The 20,528-nt window shown below is 67.6% G+C and carries 22 protein-coding genes; 17 read left to right on the plus strand and 5 right to left on the minus strand.

The window, feature by feature from the left end:
- The first annotated feature begins 108 nt into the window (after positions 1-108).
- The 5 genes from ggt (at position 109) to QRT08_RS01825 (ending at position 6,721) form a co-directional block, all read left to right on the plus strand.
- Positions 109-1,884 (plus strand): gamma-glutamyltransferase, encoded by a 1,776-nt coding sequence (ggt, locus tag QRT08_RS01805; RefSeq protein WP_286043944.1) that lies wholly within the window; start codon positions 109-111, stop codon positions 1,882-1,884.
- 139 nt (positions 1,885-2,023) lie between these two features.
- On the plus strand, positions 2,024-3,034 hold the full coding sequence (locus tag QRT08_RS01810) for a TAXI family TRAP transporter solute-binding subunit (protein WP_286043945.1): 1,011 nt from the start codon (positions 2,024-2,026) through the stop codon (positions 3,032-3,034).
- 18 nt (positions 3,035-3,052) lie between these two features.
- Positions 3,053-3,526, plus strand: coding sequence for a DUF1850 domain-containing protein (locus tag QRT08_RS01815; RefSeq protein ID WP_286043947.1), 474 nt, complete (start codon positions 3,053-3,055; stop codon positions 3,524-3,526).
- Between the two features lie 9 nt (positions 3,527-3,535).
- On the plus strand, positions 3,536-6,217 hold the full coding sequence (locus QRT08_RS01820; protein WP_286043949.1) for a TRAP transporter permease: 2,682 nt from the start codon (positions 3,536-3,538) through the stop codon (positions 6,215-6,217).
- A 39-nt stretch (positions 6,218-6,256) separates the two neighbouring features.
- A complete protein-coding gene (locus tag QRT08_RS01825; RefSeq protein ID WP_286043951.1) occupies positions 6,257-6,721 on the plus strand; it encodes a CopD family protein in 465 nt (154 codons plus the stop codon).
- On the opposite strand, the gene QRT08_RS01830 is transcribed toward QRT08_RS01825, so the two are convergent.
- Together QRT08_RS01830 and QRT08_RS01835 are read right to left on the minus strand one after the other, a co-directional pair.
- Positions 6,718-6,873, minus strand: coding sequence for a hypothetical protein (locus QRT08_RS01830; RefSeq protein ID WP_286043953.1), 156 nt, complete (start codon positions 6,871-6,873; stop codon positions 6,718-6,720). The two genes, QRT08_RS01825 and QRT08_RS01830, sit on opposite strands and share 4 nt — an antisense overlap.
- A gap of 56 nt (positions 6,874-6,929) precedes the next feature.
- A complete protein-coding gene (locus QRT08_RS01835) occupies positions 6,930-7,166 on the minus strand; it encodes a hypothetical protein (protein ID WP_286043955.1) in 237 nt (78 codons plus the stop codon).
- An 86-nt stretch (positions 7,167-7,252) separates the two neighbouring features.
- Between QRT08_RS01835 and QRT08_RS01840 the strand changes: the two genes are divergently transcribed.
- Positions 7,253-8,230, plus strand: coding sequence for an aldo/keto reductase (locus QRT08_RS01840; RefSeq protein WP_286043957.1), 978 nt, complete (start codon positions 7,253-7,255; stop codon positions 8,228-8,230).
- 109 nt (positions 8,231-8,339) lie between these two features.
- Here the strand turns inward: QRT08_RS01840 and QRT08_RS01845 are convergent, their stop codons facing one another.
- The gene (locus QRT08_RS01845) at positions 8,340-8,846 is read right to left on the minus strand and encodes a macro domain-containing protein (protein WP_286043959.1); all 507 of its coding nucleotides are present in this window, start codon (positions 8,844-8,846) and stop codon (positions 8,340-8,342) included.
- Positions 8,847-8,907: 61 nt separating this feature from the next.
- Here QRT08_RS01845 and QRT08_RS01850 point away from each other — a divergent pair, with 61 nt between their 5' ends.
- From QRT08_RS01850 to QRT08_RS01885, 8 genes are all read left to right on the plus strand, one after another.
- The gene (locus QRT08_RS01850) at positions 8,908-9,219 is read left to right on the plus strand and encodes a hypothetical protein (RefSeq protein WP_286043961.1); all 312 of its coding nucleotides are present in this window, start codon (positions 8,908-8,910) and stop codon (positions 9,217-9,219) included.
- 63 nt (positions 9,220-9,282) lie between these two features.
- A complete protein-coding gene (locus tag QRT08_RS01855) occupies positions 9,283-10,479 on the plus strand; it encodes an ABC transporter substrate-binding protein (protein ID WP_286043963.1) in 1,197 nt (398 codons plus the stop codon).
- A gap of 116 nt (positions 10,480-10,595) precedes the next feature.
- Positions 10,596-11,297, plus strand: a complete 702-nt coding sequence (locus QRT08_RS01860; protein WP_286043965.1) for an MBL fold metallo-hydrolase — start codon at positions 10,596-10,598, stop codon at positions 11,295-11,297.
- 39 nt (positions 11,298-11,336) lie between these two features.
- On the plus strand, positions 11,337-11,798 hold the full coding sequence (locus QRT08_RS01865; RefSeq protein WP_286043967.1) for a PH domain-containing protein: 462 nt from the start codon (positions 11,337-11,339) through the stop codon (positions 11,796-11,798).
- Positions 11,795-13,306: a PH domain-containing protein gene (locus tag QRT08_RS01870; RefSeq protein ID WP_286043969.1), complete on the plus strand. Its 1,512-nt coding sequence runs from the start codon at positions 11,795-11,797 to the stop codon at positions 13,304-13,306. The genes QRT08_RS01865 and QRT08_RS01870 overlap by 4 nt, the downstream gene beginning before the upstream one ends.
- Complete coding sequence (locus QRT08_RS01875; protein ID WP_286043971.1) at positions 13,303-13,893, plus strand: DUF998 domain-containing protein; 591 nt, start codon at positions 13,303-13,305, stop codon at positions 13,891-13,893. The genes QRT08_RS01870 and QRT08_RS01875 overlap by 4 nt, the downstream gene beginning before the upstream one ends.
- A 21-nt stretch (positions 13,894-13,914) precedes the next feature.
- Positions 13,915-14,733 carry an aldo/keto reductase gene (locus QRT08_RS01880; RefSeq protein WP_286043973.1) on the plus strand — a complete coding sequence of 273 codons (819 nt, stop codon included), beginning with the start codon at positions 13,915-13,917 and terminating at the stop codon, positions 14,731-14,733.
- Positions 14,733-15,512, plus strand: coding sequence for an HAD-IIA family hydrolase (locus QRT08_RS01885; protein WP_286043975.1), 780 nt, complete (start codon positions 14,733-14,735; stop codon positions 15,510-15,512). Before QRT08_RS01880 ends, QRT08_RS01885 begins: the two co-directional genes overlap by 1 nt.
- Here the strand turns inward: QRT08_RS01885 and QRT08_RS01890 are convergent.
- The gene (locus tag QRT08_RS01890) at positions 15,509-15,997 is read right to left on the minus strand and encodes a metal-dependent hydrolase (protein ID WP_286043977.1); all 489 of its coding nucleotides are present in this window, start codon (positions 15,995-15,997) and stop codon (positions 15,509-15,511) included. The two genes, QRT08_RS01885 and QRT08_RS01890, sit on opposite strands and share 4 nt — an antisense overlap.
- Before the next feature lie 237 nt (positions 15,998-16,234).
- Between QRT08_RS01890 and QRT08_RS01895 the strand changes: the two genes are divergently transcribed.
- Positions 16,235-16,807, plus strand: coding sequence for a peroxidase-related enzyme (locus QRT08_RS01895; protein WP_286043979.1), 573 nt, complete (start codon positions 16,235-16,237; stop codon positions 16,805-16,807).
- Here QRT08_RS01895 and QRT08_RS01900 read toward each other — a convergent pair.
- On the minus strand, positions 16,804-17,001 hold the full coding sequence (locus QRT08_RS01900; protein WP_286043981.1) for a heavy-metal-associated domain-containing protein: 198 nt from the start codon (positions 16,999-17,001) through the stop codon (positions 16,804-16,806). The genes QRT08_RS01895 and QRT08_RS01900 overlap by 4 nt on opposite strands.
- A 128-nt stretch (positions 17,002-17,129) precedes the next feature.
- Between QRT08_RS01900 and QRT08_RS01905 the strand changes: the two genes are divergently transcribed.
- Entirely contained in the window at positions 17,130-17,720 is a 591-nt protein-coding gene (locus QRT08_RS01905; protein WP_286043983.1) for an AsnC family transcriptional regulator, read from the plus strand.
- Positions 17,721-17,814: 94 nt separating this feature from the next.
- Positions 17,815-20,391 (plus strand): heavy metal translocating P-type ATPase, encoded by a 2,577-nt coding sequence (locus QRT08_RS01910; protein ID WP_286043985.1) that lies wholly within the window; start codon positions 17,815-17,817, stop codon positions 20,389-20,391.
- Positions 20,392-20,528 lie beyond the last annotated feature (137 nt).

Genomic DNA, 20,528 nt, shown 5'->3' on the forward strand with positions numbered 1-20,528 from the left:
AACGATATCGGTCGGCTTCAATCTGCTGGCCGCCGGTCATTTTATCAGTTTGTTATTATAGGAATACAAGAGTTAGAGATAGGTCGATCGCACGGGAGTCGAAGATGGATGTCTAATAAAATCAATCGAGAGAGAACACGGAATCTGAGTCGACGCGGGTTCCTGGGCGGGATCGCTGGGGGGGCGGCCCTCCCGTTCGTGCTGGGGTCCGCGAGCGCACAGGACGGGGTCTGCGGGACGGCGGGCGTCGACTGCGGGGCGGTCGCCGAAGGATCGGCTGGAATGGTCGTCTCGGTCAGCCCCGCGGCGAGCGAGGTCGGCGCGCGGGTGCTCCGCGACGGCGGCAACGCCGTCGACGCCGCGGTCGCGGTCCAGTTCGCGCTCAACGTCACCCAGCCCCACTCCTCGGGGATCGGCGGCGGCGGGTTCATGCTGTACTACGACGCCGCGGAGGACGGCGTCGAGATCGTCAACAGCCGCGAACGGGCGCCCGCGGGCGCCGATCCCGACATGTTCCTCGAGGACGGCGAGCCGATCCCGTTCGACGAGCGCCACACCCACGGGAACGCGGTGGGCGTCCCCGGCACCCCGAGCGGACTTCGGCGTGCCGCCGAGCGCTACGGTTCGATACCGATCGAGGAGTTGATCGATCCCGCTATCGACCTCGCCGAGGGTACCGAGGTCGACGCCGTCCTCGCCGAACAGATCGCCGACAAGGAGTGGAAGCTCAACGACGCCGCCCGCGAGGTGTTCCTCGACGACGGCGAGCCCCTCGCGGAGGGCGACACCCTCGAACAGCCCGACCTCGCGGACACCCTCCGACTGCTTCGTGATCGGGGGATCCGCGAGTTCTACGAGGGCGAGATCGCCGAGGCGCTCGCCGACGCCGTCCAGGAGGCGGGCGGCAGCATGACCCCCGGGGACCTCTGTCGCTACGAGGCGACCGTCGACGAGCCCGTTCACGGCTGCTACCGCGGGGCCGACGTCTACTCGATGCCGCCGCCGAGTTCGGGCGGCCTGACCGTGATCCAGATCCTCAACCTGCTTGCGGGCTTCGATCTGGGCGATACCTACGACGTCCGGTCGGGCACCAAGTACCACCTGCTCGCGGAGGCGATGCGCCTCGCCTACGCGGATCGCGGCGAGTACATGGGCGATCCCGAATTCGTCGACGTCCCCTCCGAGGGGCTGCTCGATCCGGCCTACGTCGCCGAGCGGAGCGAACTGATCGATCCCGACTCGATCAACGAGGACCCACAGCCGGGCGACCCGTGGGCCTACCAGCCGGGACGCGCGGACTCGGTGACCCGCGAGACGCCCCGCGCGATCGGCCAGACGACCCACTTCACGGTCGCCGACTCGGAGGGGAACCTCGTCTCATATACGACGACAATCGAACAGCTGTTCGGGTCGGGGATCATGGTCCCCGGCTACGGGTTCATGCTCAACAACGAACTCACCGACTTCGACGCCGAACCCGGCGGCGCGAACGCGGTCGAACCGAACAAGCGCCCCCTCTCGAGCATGAGTCCGACGATCATGGCCCGGGACGGCGAGCCCTTCCTCACCGTCGGCTCGCCCGGCGGCCCCACGATCATCACCTCGGTCGCACAGGCGATCCTGCACCACGTCGAGTACGGGCTTCCGCTCGCCGACGCCATCGACGAGCCGAGCATCTACGCGCCCGACTCGCCCAGGGTCACGCTCTGGGAGGAGGAGATCCCTGAGGAGGCCAGAGAGGAAGCGGCGGCGCTCGGCAACGAGTGGAGCGACGACCCGGGGCCGATCGGCAACGTCAACATGCTCGGGGCCGACGAGGACGGCTACGTGGGGGCGGCCGATCAGGTCCGAGAGGGGCTCGCGATCGGCTTAGACGAGGAATAGCCCACAGTCCGGTTTTAGCGCCCCCTTCTGGACGGGTAGACAGTAATCACCAACCGACCAATAATTATTTCTTCCAATTAACTCAGTAGCAAAACAATCTACCAATGAGTTTATATATGGTAAAGAGAATGATATGAGTATGGCCAAACGAGTCATGAACGGTATCGATCGGCGTCGTCTCCTGAAGGCGGTCGGTGTCGCCGGCGTCGCCGGCCTCGCGGGCTGTATCGGCGAGGGGCCGGACGACGGTGGGAACGGCGGCAACGGAGGGGACGAGGAGCCCGAGGAGGGAGGCGAGCGCATCACGTGGCACGCGGGCGGCACGGACGGGACGTACTACCCGCTCTCGGGCGAGATCAAGAACGTCGTCGACGACAACACGCCCCACGTCGTGCAGGTCCAGTCGACGGGGGCGTCCGTCGAGAACGTCGGCAGCCTCAACGAGGGGACCGCGGACTTCGCGCTCATCCAGAACGACATCGCGTACTTCGCGTACAACGGGACCGGCTTGGAGGAGTTCGAGGGCAACCCCATCGAGTCCATCCGGGGGGTCGCCACGCTGTACCCCGAGACGATCCACATCATCGTCAGCCCCGACGCGAACGTCCAGAGCCTCGAGGACCTCGAAGGCGGCACCGTCAACACCGGCGACCTCGGCAGCGGGACGCAGGTCAACGCCCTGCAGATCCTCGAAACCGCCGGGCTGACGACCGACGACTTCACCGAGCAGAACACCGGCTTCGGCACCGCCGCAGACCAGATCCGTGACGGCGACGTCGACGCGGCGTTCATCGTCGGCGGCTGGCCGGTCGGCGCGGTCGAGGACCTCGCGACCACCACCGAGATCGAGATCCTCAACCTCGATCAGGGAACGCGCGACGCGCTGCTTTCCGACGCCGAGTGGTTCGCCGAGGACACCATTCCCGGCGGCACCTACGAGGGCATCGACGAGGACGTCGAGACGGTGTCGGTCCAGGCGATGATCGCCACCCGGGAGGACCTCGACGAGGGGCTCGTCGAGGACGTCACGACCGCGATCTTCGACAACGTGGATCAGATCGAGACGAAGGGCGACTTCATCGACGTCGAGACCGCCCAGGAGGGCATGTCGATCGACCTCCATCCCGGCGCAGAGGCGTACTTCAACTGAACGGCTTCGGGGTGAGGGATGGATAGCCGACCACTCGCTACGGCGGTGATCGCGGTCGTCGTAGTGGCGGTGCTGTTTTTCGCGAGTTCCGCCGCGGTATCGACGCTCTCCGACGATACCCAGCGACTCGTCGTCACCGACGAGGACGGGACGGTCCTGATCGACGAACCCGTCGAGGACGGCGACGAGGTCCGCCTGGAGTACACACACAGCGTCGAGAAGACGCCCGTTTCCGATATCTACACGGTCAACGGCACGGCGCTCGAATCGACGCGCATGGAGTTCGAATCCTACGGCGCGGGCCTCCCCTCGAACGCCGACGTCGAGCGAACCGGCGACGGCCGATTCGTCACCTATACGGAGGGGACCCACGAACGGATCGTCGTCTCGCCGGGGGCGATCGCGGGCCACACCCTGACCGTAAACGACACGACCTACGACCTCGTCGCCCTCGCCGACGGCTCCGTCTCGATAACCGTGACCGACCGCTAACCCACTCCGATGTCATCTCAACCACCCGACTCACAGGCGCTATCCGCGGAGGAACAGGAACAACTCCTCGAGGAGATCGAGCGAAAACGGTCGCTGACCGGGAAGGCGGCGATCCTCGTGGCCGTCGTCGGCGTCCTGTTTTCGGCCTACCAGATCTGGCTCGTCGCCCGCGGGACGACGTTCTACGTCGCCGTTCCGTTCACCGACGTCCGCTACACCATCACGTCGCTTCAGCAACTCCAGCGCGACTCGATCCACGTCGCGTTCGCGCTCGTGCTCGCGTTCCTGCTGTTCCCGACCTCGACCGGCGACGGCCGGGTCGCACGTGCCGGTTCCGAGGTCGTTCGCGGGGTTCGAAACCGATTCGGCGCCGACAGCCCCCTCACCACGATCACGGACCGTCTCGCCGACGGTGTTCGCTGGGCGGTCATGGATGCCGATCGCGAGCGGATCACGCCCGTCGACGTCCTGTTGATCCTGTTGACGGTCATGTCGCCGCTGTACATGCTCGGGCAGTTCGACGAGATCCGGGGCATGCGCGCGCTCGGTCTCGGGTCGGGCCGACCCGTCGACGAGGTGTATCCCGTCCTCGAACCGGTCGTCTCGCTGGTGTCGGCCGTCGGCGTTCCGCTCGACGAGATCTCGTACGCCTTCATCGTCGGCGTGATCGGTATGCTGCTCGTCCTCGAAGCGACCCGCAGGACACTCGGGTTCTTCCTGATGGCGCTCGTGGCGATGTTCATCGTCTACGCCCGATGGGGGTACCTGCTCCCGACGGACCTGACGTACCTCGGCGCGCTCGCGATCCCCGAACTCGCGTGGACGAGCATCGTCCGGGACCTCTGGTTCACCGATCAGGGCGTCTTCGGCACGCCCGTGCAGGTGAGCGTCCGGTTCATCTACGTCTTCGTCCTCTTCGGGGCGTTCCTCGAGATGAGCGGCGCGGGCAAGTGGTTCATCGACCTGGCCTACTCGCTGACGGGCACCAAGACGGGCGGCCCGGCGAAGGCGAGCGTCGTCGCGAGCGGCTTCATGGGGATGCTTTCGGGCTCCTCCGTCGCCAACACCGTCACGACCGGGGCGTTCACCATCCCTCTGATGAAGCGGTCGGGCTACTCGCCGGAGTTCTCGGGCGCGGTCGAGTCCTCGGTGTCGTCGGGCGGTCAACTCCTCCCGCCGGTGATGGGCGCGGCGGCCTTCCTCATCGTCGAGTTCACGGGGACACCATTCAGCGACGTCATCGTCGCCGCCGCGCTGCCCGCGATCGCCTTCTTCTTCGGGATGTGGGTGATGGTCCACCTCGAGGCCTCCCGCCACGGGATCGGCGGGCTGGATCGCTCTCAGCTGGCGAACCTCCGCGAGCACTTCGTGCAGGGCTGGTTCTACCTCCTGCCGCTGTTCTTGCTGCTGTACTTCCTGATCGGGCTTCGGCTCTCGATCGGGCGGTCGGGCTGGCTCACGATCGTCGCCGTCGTCGCGCTGATCGCGCTGATCGCCGCCTACAACGAACGCACGCGGGTCCCGCTGCTGGCGACCGTCACCCTGTTCACGCTCGCGGAGTTCGCCGCGAACCTGATCGCGGGCGTCGGTCTCCTCGGGTTGCTGACGGGGGCGGGCGACGGTGCCGGCTCGTTCGGCGCGGCCGTCGAGTCGACCATCAGCGCGTTCGGCGTCATCGCGCTGGCGGTGAGCCTCGTCTTCCTGCTCGTCGATCCGAATCGCGACTCGCCGTTGCTCGACCTCGATCCGGCCGTCGATTCGGCCGCCCGGGACGTCGGCGAGCGGATCGGTCGGCCCGACCTGACGACCTCGACGCTCGGCCGGTTCGGCACCTTCGTCGTCAAGTCGATGGACTCGGGTGCGCGCACCGCCACGACGGTCGTGATCGCCGTCGCCGCCGCGGGCGTCATCCCCGGCGTCATCGCCGTCGGGGGCCTCGGGCCGAACCTTGCCGCGCTCATCCGTGCGGTGAGCGCCGATTCGTACATCCTGCTCCTCCTGCTGATCGGCGTCTCCTCGATCATCCTCGGGATGGGGATGCCGACGACCGTGATGTACATCATCATCATCTCGATGCTCGGGACGACCCTACAGGACTTCGGACTCGTTCTCTTGGCGGCCCACCTCTTCGTGCTGTACTTCGGGCTGATGGCCGACGTCACCCCGCCCGTGGCGATCGCCGCCTTCGCCGCCGCCGGGGTCGCGAAGGCCGACGAGTTCAAGACGGGTGTGATCGCGTTCATGCTATCGCTCAACAAGATCCTCGTCCCGTTCGCGTTCGTCTTCTCGCCGGGCATCCTCCTGCTTCGCGACGGCCGGATCATGGGGGCGGGCGACCTGCTCGATCTCTCGTACTCGATTCCCGAGGTGCTGGTCCCGATCGTCGGGATGTTCGTCGGCGTCTACGCGATGGGCGTCGCGATCATCGGCTACTACGAGGGCGAGGTGTCCAACCCCCACCGGGTGCTGTTCGGGCTGAGTTCGGTCATGCTCATGGCCCCGATGCTGCTGTTGCTCGTCGTCCAGGACGTCGGCCGCGCGGCGGGCGTCTGGTTCATCCTCGACACGCTCACGTTCGACCTCGCGCTGCGTGGGGTCGGCGTCGTTCTGTTCGCCGCGTTGCTCAAGGCCAACCGGGGCCGACAGGAGGAGGACGAACGCCAACCGGCCGCCGGCACGGTGACCGACTGAAACCGCAAGGGCTGTTAGTCGCCCCTCCAACCGTCGCCCATGTCGCTTCTCGACGCGCTGATGAACGCGGTCCACCTCGGCTTCGCCGGGCTCTGGGTCGGGAGCGTGATTTTCCTCACCGTCGCGATCCTGCCGCTCGCCCGGACGGGTGCGTTCGACGCCGCCCCGCTCGAAACCGTTACGGGCAGGCTCAGGTGGATCTCGCGGGCCAGCGCGGTCTTGCTGTTCGTCAGCGGTGGCCACCTCGCGGGTACGCGCTACACCGTCGACTCGCTGTTCGGGAGCCCACAGGGCCATCTCGTCCTCGCGATGCTCACGCTGTGGTTCGTTCTCGCACTTCTCGTAGAGCGCGGCTCGAAACGGCTGGCCGGCGGTCTCGCCGAGCGGAAGGTCCGAACGCCTGCACGCGAGGCCCGGCCGTACTTCCTCGCGGCCTCGCTCGTCGGCGTGTTCCTCTTCCTGAACGCCGCCTTCCTCTCGGTGCCGACGGCGATCCTGTTCTAGGGCTCGGGTTCGGGATCGCTCACGGCCCATCCGAACTCGAACTCGCCGTGCTCTTCGAACGTCCTGTAGAGCCGGTAGCCGACGTAAGCTACGGCCGCGAGGACGAGCAGCGATACGACTCCGACGACCCTGAACAGTCTCGAAAGGACCATGCCTCTCCTCCGGTCGCCAGCCACCTAACTGTGGCTGTGCGAACCCCGGCGACCGATCAGCGCTCGAACTCCCGTTCGAGGTTCCTGACTTCCGATTCGACCTCGAACTCGTCGTCCCCGCTTACCATCGTATAGAGCTTGTAGGCGAGATAGACGAGACCGGCGAGAACGGCGATCGTCACGACCGCGCTGAGCAACGACAGCACGACGCTCGCGAGGACGCTTAGGACCAGCAGTGCGACGACCGCGAGGACGCCCAGTCCGGCGATCTTGAGCAACCGTAGCGTGTTCATACTCGCCGATTCGACCGCCACCTACCTTAACCTTGGCGCGCCACGGATGGTACACGTTTTTGGTCACACCTCCCACACCACGAGATATGGAGTACACCACGCTCGGATCGACGGGGATGCGCGTCAGCCGCCTCTGTCTGGGCTGTATGAGCTTCGGGGATCCCGACTGGCGCGAGTGGGTCCTCGAGGAGGACGAAAGCAGGGAGATCATCGAGCGGGCGATCGATCTGGGGATCAACTTCTTCGACACCGCGAACATGTACTCGCGGGGCGAGTCCGAACGCATCCTCGGCACCGCCCTGGAGGGGTACGACCGGGACTGGCCCGTCGTCGCGACCAAGGTCTACAACCCGATGGCAGAGGACAACCCCAACGCCCGCGGTCTCTCCCGCAAGGCGATCGAGCAGGAGTTGGAGAACAGCCTCGACAGGCTGGGCATGGAGACGATCGACCTCTACCAGACCCACCGCTGGGACGACGAGACGCCGATCGAGGAGACCCTGCGCGCGCTCGACGACGCGGTGCGTCGCGGGCAGGTCCGGTACGTTGGGGGATCCTCGATGTGGGCCCACCAGTTCGCCGACGCGCTGTACACGAGCGATTCCCTGGGGCTGGACCGGTTCGTCACCATGCAGAACCACTACAACCTCGTCTACCGCGAGGAAGAACGGGAGATGCTACCGCTGTGTGCGAAGGAGGGGATCGGCGTGATGCCGTGGAGCCCCCTCGCCCGCGGCTATCTCGCCCGGCCGGCCGAGGAGATCGATTCGACCGCACGCGGGGAGACGGAAGAGCACATGTACCGCCACCCCTACCGCGAGGGAGGCGGCCGCGAGATCAACGCCCGCGTGGAGGAACTCGCCGAGGAAAACGGCGTCACGATGGCCCAGATCTCGCTCTCGTGGTTGCTCCACAAGGACTGGGTCGACGCCCCCATCGTCGGCACCACGAGCGGCGAGCACCTAGAGCAGGCCGTCGAGGCCCTCGAACTCTCGCTCCCTTCGAGCGACATCGAGTACCTCGAGGAGCCCTACGAACCCGTGCGCGTGTCGGGTCACACCTGATCGGGAGTGTCGTAGCCAACCGTCTAGTGCGATTCACGGGAGCCGACGCCGTGTTTCGATCCCTGGGCAGGAGAATTCCATGGACCTCTACGATACTCCCCACGAGCGCTCACGAGCGCACCTCGTCGACGACCTCCCGGACGACCTCGTGTTCCCCGTCGCTGTAGGCGACGAAGCGAACGTCCTCTAGAGAGCGGGGCTCGTGGGCGTCGATCGCCTCTGCGACGACGCGCGCACCCCCCCGAAGGTCGAACCCGGCGGCCCCACAGCCCAGCGCGGGAATCACCAGCGACTCACAGCCCAGTTCGTCGGCCTTCTCGAGGGCGTTGCGGGTCGCCTCGCGGATGCTTTCTGCGGTGGCTCGCCCGTCTCCGTAGTGGGGCATCGCCGCGGCGTGGATCACGTACTCGGCGTCCAGGTCGTACGCGCCCGTTACCGCCACCCCGCCGAGATCGACCGGTCCCTTCTCCATCGCCTCCTCGTTTATCGGTCCGCCGGCGTTCCGGCGCAACGCGCCCGCGACGCCCGATCCCATCCGCAGGCTCGTCCCCGCTGCGTTGACCAGCGCATCGGCCTCCTGTCGAGCGATGTCGCCCTGAACGACGGTGAACTCCATGTCACATCCCTCGTCGTCGAGGCGGAAAACGATGTCCCGACCCACCGGGCGAACTATGATCGTGCCACACGATACCACGAACATGACGAACCCGATCAACGCCCGCTGTACGGCCTGTGGGGCGACGTTTCCGCGGGAGGAGGCGACCACGGAGACGGAGAACGAACTGGCGTGTCCGGCGTGTGGCTGTGCCGTGGTCCGCGGAATCCCCGCACAGCACACGACGCTGACTGCCCGAAACTCCGCCCGGTGTGGGGCCTGCGGGGCGACGTTCCCCCGAAGCGAGGCCGTCACGGAGACGAAGGGGGAACTCGCGTGTCCCGAGTGTGGCGCGAACGACGTCCGGACCGTCGAGAACTCCGACGACTCCTGACTCGACCGACTCGGATCGTCGCCACTTCGGAGGGGTTATCAGCTATTAGGCTAGCCTAAAAACATGGCGAACGACGAGACTAGCGGGACGCCGACGCGACGGAACTACGTAAAAGGGGTTGGCGGAGGCATCATCGCCGGGGCGATCGCGGGCTGTCTCGGCGGGGGTGGCGGCTCGAACGATTCGGACTCGACGGGTTCGAACGGGGACGGGGCCGTTACCGTCGAGCTCTCGCCGGTCGGCGAGGTCGAATTCGGGGCCGTCCCCGAGAGCGCCTTCACCGTTTTCCCGCAGTACGCGGACATGGCGGTCTCGCTCGGTCACGGCGGGGCGGTCAACTCGATGTTCTCGACGGAGATGGCCGGGACGATCATGAACCACTACTACGAGCGCCTTCCGGGGGTGTCCTTCGAGTGGGAGGACCTCGCAAATCCCTGGCAGAACGGGCTCCCCAAGGAGCGACTGTACGAACTCGACAGCGACGTCCATTTCGTCGATCCGACCTACGTCACCAGCCTCGAGAACTGGTCGCAGGACGATATCGACGAGATCAGCGAGGGGCTCGCCCCCTTCTTCGGCAACTTCTACAGCGGCACCCACGCCGAACCGGCCGGCGAGTACGACGGCGAGTATCGGTACTACACGCTCTGGGAGCTGTTCGGCACGGTCGCGCAGGTATTCAGGGAAGAGGAGCGCTACGAGGCGCTCGCGTCGGTCCACGAGGACCTGCTCGCGACCATCGAGGAGGGGCTGCCACCAGAGGATGAGCGCCCCACGGCCGTTCGCGTCACCCAAAGCGGCGAGGGGTTCTACACCTATCACCTCAACAAACCCGGCTACTGGCTCGCGGACACCCGCCCGCTGGGTGCGGTCGACGCCTTCGCCGAGGAGGACTGGTCGGCGCTGTGGGGCACCGTCGGCTACGAGGCGATGCTCGAGGCCGACCCCGACGTGATCCTCCACCTCTGGGGGCTCGGCCCGGACTACGACATGGGACAGGTCCGCGATGACCTCGAGTCCCATCCGGTCGGCAGTCAGCTCTCGGCGGTCGAAAACGACCGCGTCTACCCCGCCGGGATGCGCTATCAGGGCCCGATCATGAACCTCTTCCAGCTCGAGATGGGCGCAAAGCAGCTCTATCCCGACGTCTTCGGCGAGTGGCCCGAGTACGCCGAGGGCGAACCCTACCCGGCGATCCCCGCCGAGGAGCGGTTGTTCGACCGTGAGCGCGTCGCCGGGATCGTCACCGGCGAGGACTGAACTGACCCCGGGCCGTCTTCGCCTCGAAGCGATATTTCGTATCGCAGTCGAACGTTTATCACCCCCGTGATGTCGCTTCTCGTGGCTTTTTGCCCCTCCTCGACGTAGTCGAACCCATGTCCGCTACGTACGGCGATCTGACGGTCGATTGGCTCGGATACGCGACCTCGCGGATCACCGACGGAGAACGGGTCGTCTACATCGACCCCGGCCGGTACGGCGTTCTCGACGACTACGACGCGCGCGACGGCGACCTCGTTCTCGTTACTCACGACGACCACTACGACCCCGACGGGATCGAGCGGGTTGCGGCGGACGACGCCGTCGTCTGCGTCTTCGAGGGGATCCATAGTGAAGAAATCGACCGGGAGTCGCGCCCGGTCGAGGACCTCGATTACGAGATCCGGCGGGTCGGGATCGGCGACGCCTTCGAGATCGACGGGATCGGAATCGAGGCGATTAGCGCCTACAACACGCCCGAGGGGCACGTCCGCGGGGACGGCACGCCGTATCATCCCGAGGGCGAGGGTGTCGGGTACCTGCTTGATTTCGCCGGGGTCTCGGTCTTCTACCCCGGCGACAGCGACGTCGTCGCCGAGTACGAGGGGCTCTCTGCCGACGTCTTTCTCGCGCCCATCGACGACGCCTTCACGATGTCGCCCGACTCGATCGTGGACCTCGCCGAGCGGATCGGCGCCGATCTCGTGGTGCCGGTCCACTACGACACCTTCGAGGCGCTCGAAGCGAACGCCGAGGCCTTCGCCGCGGACGCCCGCGACCGGGGACTGGCCGTCGAGATACTCCTGCCCGAGGCCTAATCCAGACCCTTCATTTCCCCCGGGTCCGAACGGCAGGTAATGCGCTCGCTCCACCCCCGGATCCGGATCGTCTGGGTGCTTCAGGCCGTACTCTCGGCGGCGATACTCGCGGCGGTCGTCGGCGCGGTCGGCGTCTTCGCGCTCGATCTCGGGATCTGGTTGCCGGTCGCCGCCTTCGCCGGACTGTTCGTCCTCTTTGGCGCCCACGGCCTGCTTCGCTATCGAGTCTGGCGCTACGAGGTCCGCGAGGACGCGCTGTACCTCGAACGCGGCGTCTTCACGCGCGTGAAGACGGTCGTTCCGTTCGTCCGGATCCAGCACGTCGACTCCCGGCGAAGCCCGCTCGAACGCGCGACCGGACTCGCGAGCACCGTCGTCTACACCGCGGGTTCGCGGGGCGCGGACGTGACAGTGCCGGGCCTCACCCCCGAGGGTGCCGACGACCTCCAGCGCCGCCTGAAGGCGCTCGCGATCGACGCCGAGGGTGACGACGCCGTATGAGCCACCTCCACCCGCTGTCGATCCCCTACCGGGTCGTCCAGGCGGTGCTTGGCTACGTCCCCCTCGTCTTCTTCGCCGCCATCGCCTCGGGGCCCGCGCTCGGGGGCGCCGGCCTCGCGCTCGCGACGCTCGCGGCCGTCGTCGGGTTCGGTGGGATCGTCGCCTGGCAGGTCGCCTACTACAAACGCTTCGAGTACGAGACCACGCCCGACACGTTCGATGTCCGCTCGGGGGTCGTCTCCCGGCGCAACCGCGAGATACCCTACCGGCGGGTCCAGAACGTCGACATCTCGCGCAACGTCGTCCAGCGCGCGCTCGAGATCGCCGAACTCCGCGTCGAGACCGCCGGCGGCGGCGAGACCGAGGCCGTCCTCCGATACGTCGGCTACGAGGAGGCCAAACGCCTCCAGAACGAACTCCGGCGACGAAAGAGCGCCGAGGAAGCCGGGATCGGGGAGGCCGTCGAGCGCGAGCGCGCGCTGTACGCGATCACGCCCGAGGACCTCGCGGTGCTCGCGGTCGCCTCCTTCGACCTCCGGTTGGCCTCGTTTCTCTCCGTGCTCCTCTCGCTGGCCGGGCCGCCCGTGTTGATCCGGATCCTCACCGACCTGCCGATCAGCCCGCTGCTCGTCGTCGGCGCGGTGATCGTTCTCGTGGTGGTCGCCTCGGCGCTGGTGAGCGGCGCGAGCGCCGTCTTCAGCACCTACGGCTTCCGACTCGTCCAGTCGGGCGACGAGTTGCGCTACGAACGGGGGCTGGTCCAGCGCTTCGACGGCTCGATCCCGCTCGACAAGGTCCAGACGCTCGTGCTCCGCGAGAACCTCCTCAAACGCTGGCTGGGCTACGCGAGCCTCGCCGTCGAGACCGCCGGCTACGCCCCCGGACAGGGCGGGAACGTCGGCTCCGAGTCCGCCGTGCCGATCGCTCGCCGGGGGACCACGTGGGGGATCGCCCGCGAGATCGAGCCGTTCGAGGACCCCGAGATCGTCCGGCCGCCCAAGCGCGCCCGCAGGCGCTACGCGTTCAGATACCTGCTCGTGCTGGGCGTCCTCGCCGGGGCGCTCTACGCGGGGACGCTCGTGCTCGGCCTGCAGATGTACTGGTACGCCCTCCTCGCCGGCGTGCCCCTCGCGCCGGTCGCCGCCCATTACAAGTGGAAGTCCCGCGGGTACTTCCTCGGCGCGGACCACGTCGTCGTCCGAACGGGCTTCTGGCACCGTACCACGCGGGTCGTGCCGTACTACCGCGTCCAGAACGCCATCGAGACGCAGACGATCCTCCAGCGCCGCTGGCGGCTCGCGTCCGTGCTGGTCGATACCGCGGGGACGGGTAGCCTCATCGGCGGCGACGCCCGAGCGCTCGACCTCGACGAGGAGGAGGCGACGGAGGTGCGCGAGACGGTCGCCGACCGGCTCCAGACCGCCCTCCGACAGCGAACGCGCGAGGCCGCCCGCGCCGAGCGCGAACGGCGGATCGACCGGGCGATCCCGCGGTTCGAATCGGTATGAGACGCCTCGATCGCGTCGGACGGGCGTCGGCGTCCCTCGCTCCCGCCGTCGCCGTCGTCGCCATCCTCGGCGCGGCGCTGGTGGCCCCGGAGTTCTCGTGGACGGACGGCGCCCTCTCCGACCTCGGCGCGCCGGGCACGCCGACCGCGTGGCTCTTCAACGGCGGGCTGGTCCTCGCCGCACTCCTCGGGGTCCCGTTCGCGACGGCGCTGGCGGCCGGGGCCCGAACCCGCCTCGATGGCCTCGCGGCCGCCTCGTTGGTCGTCACCCTCGCGCTGCTGGCGGGCGTCGGCCTGTTCCCGAGCGGCCATCCCCTCCACCTCCCGGTCGCGGTCGGGTTCTATCTGGGGGCGACGCTCGCCCTCTGGATCGACGGCACTTCGAGCGTCGTCGTCGGGGAACCGCGCTTCGGCCTCGGGACGATCTGGCTCGCCAACCTGCACGTCCTCCAGTGGCTCGCGTGGGCCGTCGGCCTCCGCGCGGGGTCGGGACTCGCCGTCCCCGAGGCGATCGGTGCGGCGCTCTTCGCGGCGTGGGTGCTCGCGCGCGGGCGTCGGATGGGCCTCGCAACCACAGCCGCTTTATGAGTGGCGCGTGGATTCGGAGGTATGCCAGGATCGCTACCCGCCCTGGGTTTCGGGACGTACAAGCTCGAAGACCCGGAGACGTGTGTCGAAAGCGTTCAGCGCGCCCTCGACGTGGGCTATCGTCACATCGACACGGCACAGGTCTACGAGAACGAGGAGTACGTCGGCGACGCGATCGCAGAGAGCGGCGTCGATCGCGAGGACGTGTTCCTCGCGACCAAGGTCGGAACCGATAACCTCGCCTACGAGGACGCCCTCGAATCCGTCGAGGAGAGCCGGGACAAACTCGGCGTCGACACCATCGATCTCCTCTACGTCCACTGGCCGACCGGCGAGTACGACCCCGAGGGGACGCTGGCGGCGTTCGACGACCTCGTCGAGAACGGCACGATCGAGCACGTCGGCCTGAGCAACTTCCGGATCGACCAGCTCGAAGAGGCCCAAGCGATCCTCGACGCGCCGGTCTTCGCCCACCAGGTCGAGTGCCACCCCCTCCTACCACAGGAGCGCCTCGCGACGTTCGCGGCGGAGACCGACCACCACCTCGTCGCCTACTCGCCCATCGCCCGCGGCGAGGTGACCGAAATCCCCGAGATCAACGACGTCGCGGGCAACCACAACGCCACGCCCGCACAGGTCGCACTGGCGTGGCTGATCGAGCGCGGGATCTACCCCATCCCGAAGGCACGCGGGGACCACATCGAGGAGAACTACCGCGCGCTCGACCTCGTCGACGACCTCACCGAGGCCGACGTGGCGAAGATAAACGACCTCGACGACCGCGAGCGGATGATCGACCCCGAGAGCGCGCCGTGGAACGAACCGCCGGCCGCGGAGTGATGGGACACGCGGGAGTCGTCCTCGACGTTGACGGGACGCTGATCCGCGGCAGCGAACCGATCCCGGGCGCGGTCGAGGCCGTGGCTCGCCTGCGCGAGGCCGGCCTCTCCCCGGCGTTCGTCTCGAACAACCCGATCCGCACCCGCGAGGCCTACGCCGACCGCCTCGCCCGCCACGGCTTCGTCCTCGATCCGGCGGAACTGATCACCGCGGGGACGATCACCGCGGAGGTCCTCGCGCGCGAACACGCCGCCCACACCCTCTACGTGATCGGCGAGGACGGCCTCGAGGAGCAACTCACGGAGGCGGGCCTCGAGACGACCGCCGACTACGCACGCGCGGACGTCCTCGTCGCTTCGATCGACCGCGACTTTTCCTACGAGGCGTTGACTCACGCGCTGTGGGCGCTCTCGAACCCCGAGGTCCGGTTCGTCGGCACCGACCCCGACCGGACGATCCCGACCGAAGACCGTGAAGTTCCGGGGTCGGGCGCGATCATCAACGCCATCGCGGGGGTCGCGGGCAGGGATCCCGACGCGATCATGGGCAAACCCGCGCCGAGCGCGGTCGAGTCCATCGAGCGCACGCTCGGGGTCCGAGCGGAGGACTGCCTGATCGTCGGCGACCGACTCGATACGGACATCGCGATGGGCGAGCGCGCGGGCATGACCACCGCGTTGGTGCGGACGGGCGTCACCGACGCGCGAACGCTCGCCGCCTCGGAGGTCGAACCCGATCACGTACTGGGGTCGATCGCGGAGATCGACTCGCTGCTCTAGAGCCCCGCCGTGACGACCAGTACGGCGGTCACGGCGGCGATCCCCACGGCCAGAAGCAGGTAGTTGGCGATCGGGTTCTTCGCACGAACGATGCCCGCCGAGTAGTGCCACCGCGAGAGGGGCCATAACGGACGAATGCCCATCGGCGTGATCGAATCCGCGGCGAGATGGGAGAGGACGGCGAGCGCCCCGACGACGAACGCGAACGTCGCCATCACCGTCGCGGAGAGTCCGACGAACGCCTCGCCGAAGACGAACCCCGCGGCCCCGAGGATCCCGCCGATCAGGAGGGCGAACACCACCGAGTGGGTGGGGCCGCGGTGGGCGACGAGCGGCAGTCGGTGGTCGCAGTCCGGCAGCGTCGCGAGCGAGACCATCCCGACGCCCCCGAGGACGGCGAGTTCGTCGAGACCCGCGACCAGGAGGGCGAGGCCGACCGGCGAGTACACCAGCAACGCGGTGCCGACGTGACCCGGCGCGTGCATGACTGTGATTGGCGTCCGTGGATATATTACTCCGTCCCTCCCCGGCCGATCGGTACCGTTAGGACTCCCGCGGACGAATCGCACCCGATGGCGCTCGAATCGGTCCTCGACCTCCTGGGACCGTTCCTCATCCCGGTCGTGATCTTCGCCGTCGGCGCGGTCGGCTACAGCGTTCTCGTCCTCCTGAGTCGGCGTGGCTGGCTGTAGACTTATCCTTCCGAGCGCCGAGTACGTCGCATGGCACCCGACGAACCCGCGATGACCCGATTCCCGGTTCCCGACTACGAGGACCTCCCCGCGGACCTCCGCGAGCGCATCGACGAGGAGACCGAACGTGCCGGCTTCACCCCGAACGTCTTCCTCGCCTACGCCTACCACCCCGCCCAGTTCAGGGCCTTCTTCGCGTACTACGACGCGCTGATCGAGGACACGGACCTCGAAAGGGAGGAGGTCGAGATGATCGTCGTCGCCGTCTCCGGGGTGAACCACTGTTACTACTGCAACGTGGCCCACGGCGCGCTCGTGCGGATCTACGGCGATGACCCCGAACTCGCGGATCAACTGGTGGCGAACTACCGAACCGCCGAGATCAGCGAGAGACACCGGCGGATGCTGGATCTCGCCGTGAAACTCACCGAGTCGATGGAGGAAGTCGAGGAACGGGATTTCGAGCGCCTCCGCGACGTGGGCTACTCGGAGAAGGCGATCTGGGACATCGGGTCGGTGACGGCTTTCTTCAACCTCTCGAACCGGATGGCACACCTCGCGGACATGCGCCCGAACGGGGAGTTCCACACGATGGGGCGCTAGCCCTCGACGGTGTAGCCCGCCTCCTCGATCGCCGTCCTGACGGCGTCCTCGCTGGCGTCGCCCTCGACGGCGACCGTGTCGCCCTCGTGGTCGGCGCGGGCGTCCTCGACCCCGTCGACGTCCCGCAGCGAGTCGATGACGGTCTCCTCACAGCCCGTACAGCTCATGTCGCTCACGGTCAGGGTTCGTGCCATATCGGCTGGTAGGCCCTCCCCTCTCTTCTGGGTTGTCCATTCGAACCCAAGTCGTTTCCGTCCTCTCACACACGAATCGAAAGCGAGATCGGCGAAACGGATTTGATATAGCGGGTCGAAGCGGGGGTATGCTCGACGAGACAGACCTCCGGATCCTCCAGTTGCTCACCGAGGACGCCCGGCGACCCTACAGCGAGATCGGCGAGCGGGTCGACCTCTCTCCGCCGGCGGTCTCCGATCGCGTCTCGAAGCTCGAGGAACACGGGATCATCCGCCGGTTCACGCTGGACCTCGACCGATCACAGCTCCGCCAGGGGACGCCCGTCCTCGTGACCCTCTCGGTCGCGCCGGGTGCGACCGGGGCGGTCCGGGACGCACTGGTGGGGCTCGACGGCGTCGAACACGTCTTCACCACCGCGGGGGGCCGGGTGGTGATCAACGCCCACGCGCCGACGCCGGACGTCCAGTCGTGGGTGTTCGAGCGCGTCGATCCCGACTCCATTAGGGAGATCGACGTGGAGTTGCTGACGGGCGCCGACTGGGGCCAGCAGGTCGACGGCGACACCACCTTCGCGCTCGTCTGCGTCGAGTGCGGCAACGAGGTGGGCGACGACGGCGTCACTCGCCGGATCGACGGCGAGATGAAGCAGTTCTGCTGTTCGTCCTGTGAACGTCTCTACGTCGAGCAGTACGAAGAACTCGCCGAGAGCGCCGATTGAGGTTCGAATCGTTGGTGAACACTCGAGTTAGCCTTCGGATCGAAAGAGTAACCCCGATGAACGGTGATACCCTCTATACGAACGAAGTGATAGCGTGAGAATACAACTGGAGATCTCCGGCATGTCGTGTGCGACCTGTTCGGGCACCATCGAGGACGCCGTCGGCGGCCTCGACGGCGTTCGGGAGGTCGACGCCAACTTCGCCACCGACGAGGGGACGGTGGAGTACGACCCCGAGGCGGTCTCGCTGGCGGAGATCTACGCGGCGATCGAGGAGGCGGGGTACGAACCCGCCAGCGAGAGTCGGACGATCGAGATCGGCGGGATGTCGTGTGCGACCTGCGCGGAGACGAACGAGCGGGCGATTGAGTCGGTTCCGGGCGTGATACGCGCGAGCGTCAACTTCGCCTCCGACGAGGCCCGCGTCGAGTACAACCCCGTCGACACCGACTTCGAGGCCGTCTACGACGCCATCGAGGAGGCGGGCTACGACCCCGTCCGCGAGGACGAAGCCGACGAGGGGGCCGCCCACGAGAGCGCCGCCCAACGCGAGATGCGAAAGCAGTGGCGGCTGGCGGTCGGCGGCGGTGTCCTGACCGCGCCGTTCCTCGTCGTGATGGCCGAGATGCTCGGGCTGTCCGTGCTTCCCGAGGCGATCCTCGGCGTCCCGGTGGGGTGGGTCGAGTTCGGCCTCGCGACGCTGCTGATGGCCACCCTCGGCAAGGAGTTCATCAGGGGGGCCTACCGCGCGGCGGTCAAGAGCCACCGGGCGAACATGGACACGCTGGTGGCGATGGGCACCTCGGTGGGCTACGTCTACTCGACGGCGGTCCTCCTGGGCGGGATCACGGGCGGCCTGTACTTCGAGGCGGTCGCGTTCATCCTCTGGTTCATCACGCTCGGGAACTGGCTCGAGGCCCGCTCGAAGGCCCAGGCCAGCGACGCGCTCCGGAAGCTACTGGAGATGGAGGCCGAGGAGGCGACGCTCGTGGAAGGGGACGAGGAACGGACGGTGCCCCTGAAGGAGGTCGAGGTCGGCGACCTGCTGAAGGTCCGCCCCGGCGAGCGGATCCCGACCGACGGCGTGGTCCGAGAAGGGGAAAGCGCGGTCGACGAGTCGATGGTCACCGGCGAGTCGGTGCCCGTCGAGAAGCGCGAGGGCGACGACGTCGTGGGGTCGACGATCAACGAGAACGGCGTGTTGCTGGTGGAGGCCACCAAAGTCGGGTCGGACACCGCGATCCAGGGGATCGTCGAGCGGGTCAAGGAGGCCCAGTCGCGCCAGCCCGACATCCAGCGCCTCGTGGATCGGATCAGCGCCTACTTCGTCCCCGCGGTGATCGTAAACGCCGTCGTCTGGGCGGTTCTGTGGGCGCTGTTTCCCGAACCGCTGTTCGCGTTCGTCGAGTGGCTTCCCCTCTGGGGGCCCGTCGGCGGCGGCCCGGTCGCGGACGGCGTTCCCGTGAGCGAGTTCTCGATGATCGTGCTGGCGAGCGCGCTGTTGATCGCCTGCCCCTGCGCGCTCGGTCTCGCGACCCCCGCGGCGACGATGGTCGGCTCGACCATCTCCGCGACGAACGGCGTCCTGTTCAAGGGTAGCGACGTCCTCGAACGCGCCCGCGGCATCGACACGGTCGTCTTCGACAAAACGGGGACGCTGACCCACGGCGAGATGGAACTCACCGACGTGGTCCCCGTCTCGGAGGCCCGAAGCGACGGCGGTACCGCAGCGGACGGCGGGCTGGTACAGGAACCCGCGACCTCCGAGGGGACGGTCCTCGCGGCCGCCGCGAGCGCCGAATCCGGCTCCGAACACCCGCTCGCGCGCGCCATCGTCGAGGGGGCCCGCGAGCGCGAGCTCGACCTTGACGACCCCGAGGAGTTCGAGAACGTCCCCGGTCACGGGATCCGTGCGACGGTCGCGGGACGCGAGGTGCTCGTCGGCAACCGCAAGCTGATGGGCGACAACGGGATCGACCCGAGTCGAATGGATGAGACGATGGAGCGTCTCGAACGCGAGGGCAAGACCGCGATGCTCGTCGCCCGTGACGGGGAACTGCTGGGCGTGGTCGCGAACGCCGACGCGGTGCGCGAGAGCGCGAAGCGGACGGTGGCGGCCCTCCGGGAACGCGGACTCGACGTGGTCATGCTGACCGGCGACAACGAGCGCACCGCCCGCGCGGTGGCGCGCGAGGTCGGCATCGACGGGGAGAACGTCCGCGCCGGCGTCCTGCCCGAGGACAAGGCAGACGTGGTCGAGGAGATCCAGTCGGGCGATGAGGGTGCCGACGGCGGACGTCGCGCGATGATGGTCGGCGACGGCGTCAACGACGCGCCCGCGCTCACCGCGGCCCACATCGGCGTCGCCATCGGTTCGGGCACCGACGTCGCCATCGAGTCGGCCGACGTGACCCTGATGCGCGACGATCCCGCGGACGTGCTGAAGGCGATCCGGATCTCGGAGGCGACCATCCGGAAGGTCCACCAGAACCTCTTCTGGGCGCTCGTCTACAACGCGACGCTGATCCCGGTCGCCTCGCTGGGCCTGCTCAACCCCGCGCTGGCGGGGCTGGCGATGGCCGGCTCCTCGGTCTCGGTGATGACCAACAGCCTCGCGTTCCGCGGGTACGACCCCCACGAGGACTACCGCCTGCTCGGCCGGTTCCGATAGGTGTTGTTTCAGTATCAGTAAGCACAAAACTTACTCCCCCGGAGTGATGTGATAGGGATGCTGGGAGATCGCAGACTGAGGCCATAGACAACCTGCGTTGGCGTGACACACCACGACCATCCCCAGCACTGCCGCGG

Origin of the sequence: Halalkalicoccus sp. NIPERK01, from assembly GCF_030287405.1 — an archaeon.
Classification (GTDB): Archaea; Halobacteriota; Halobacteria; order Halobacteriales; family Halalkalicoccaceae; genus Halalkalicoccus.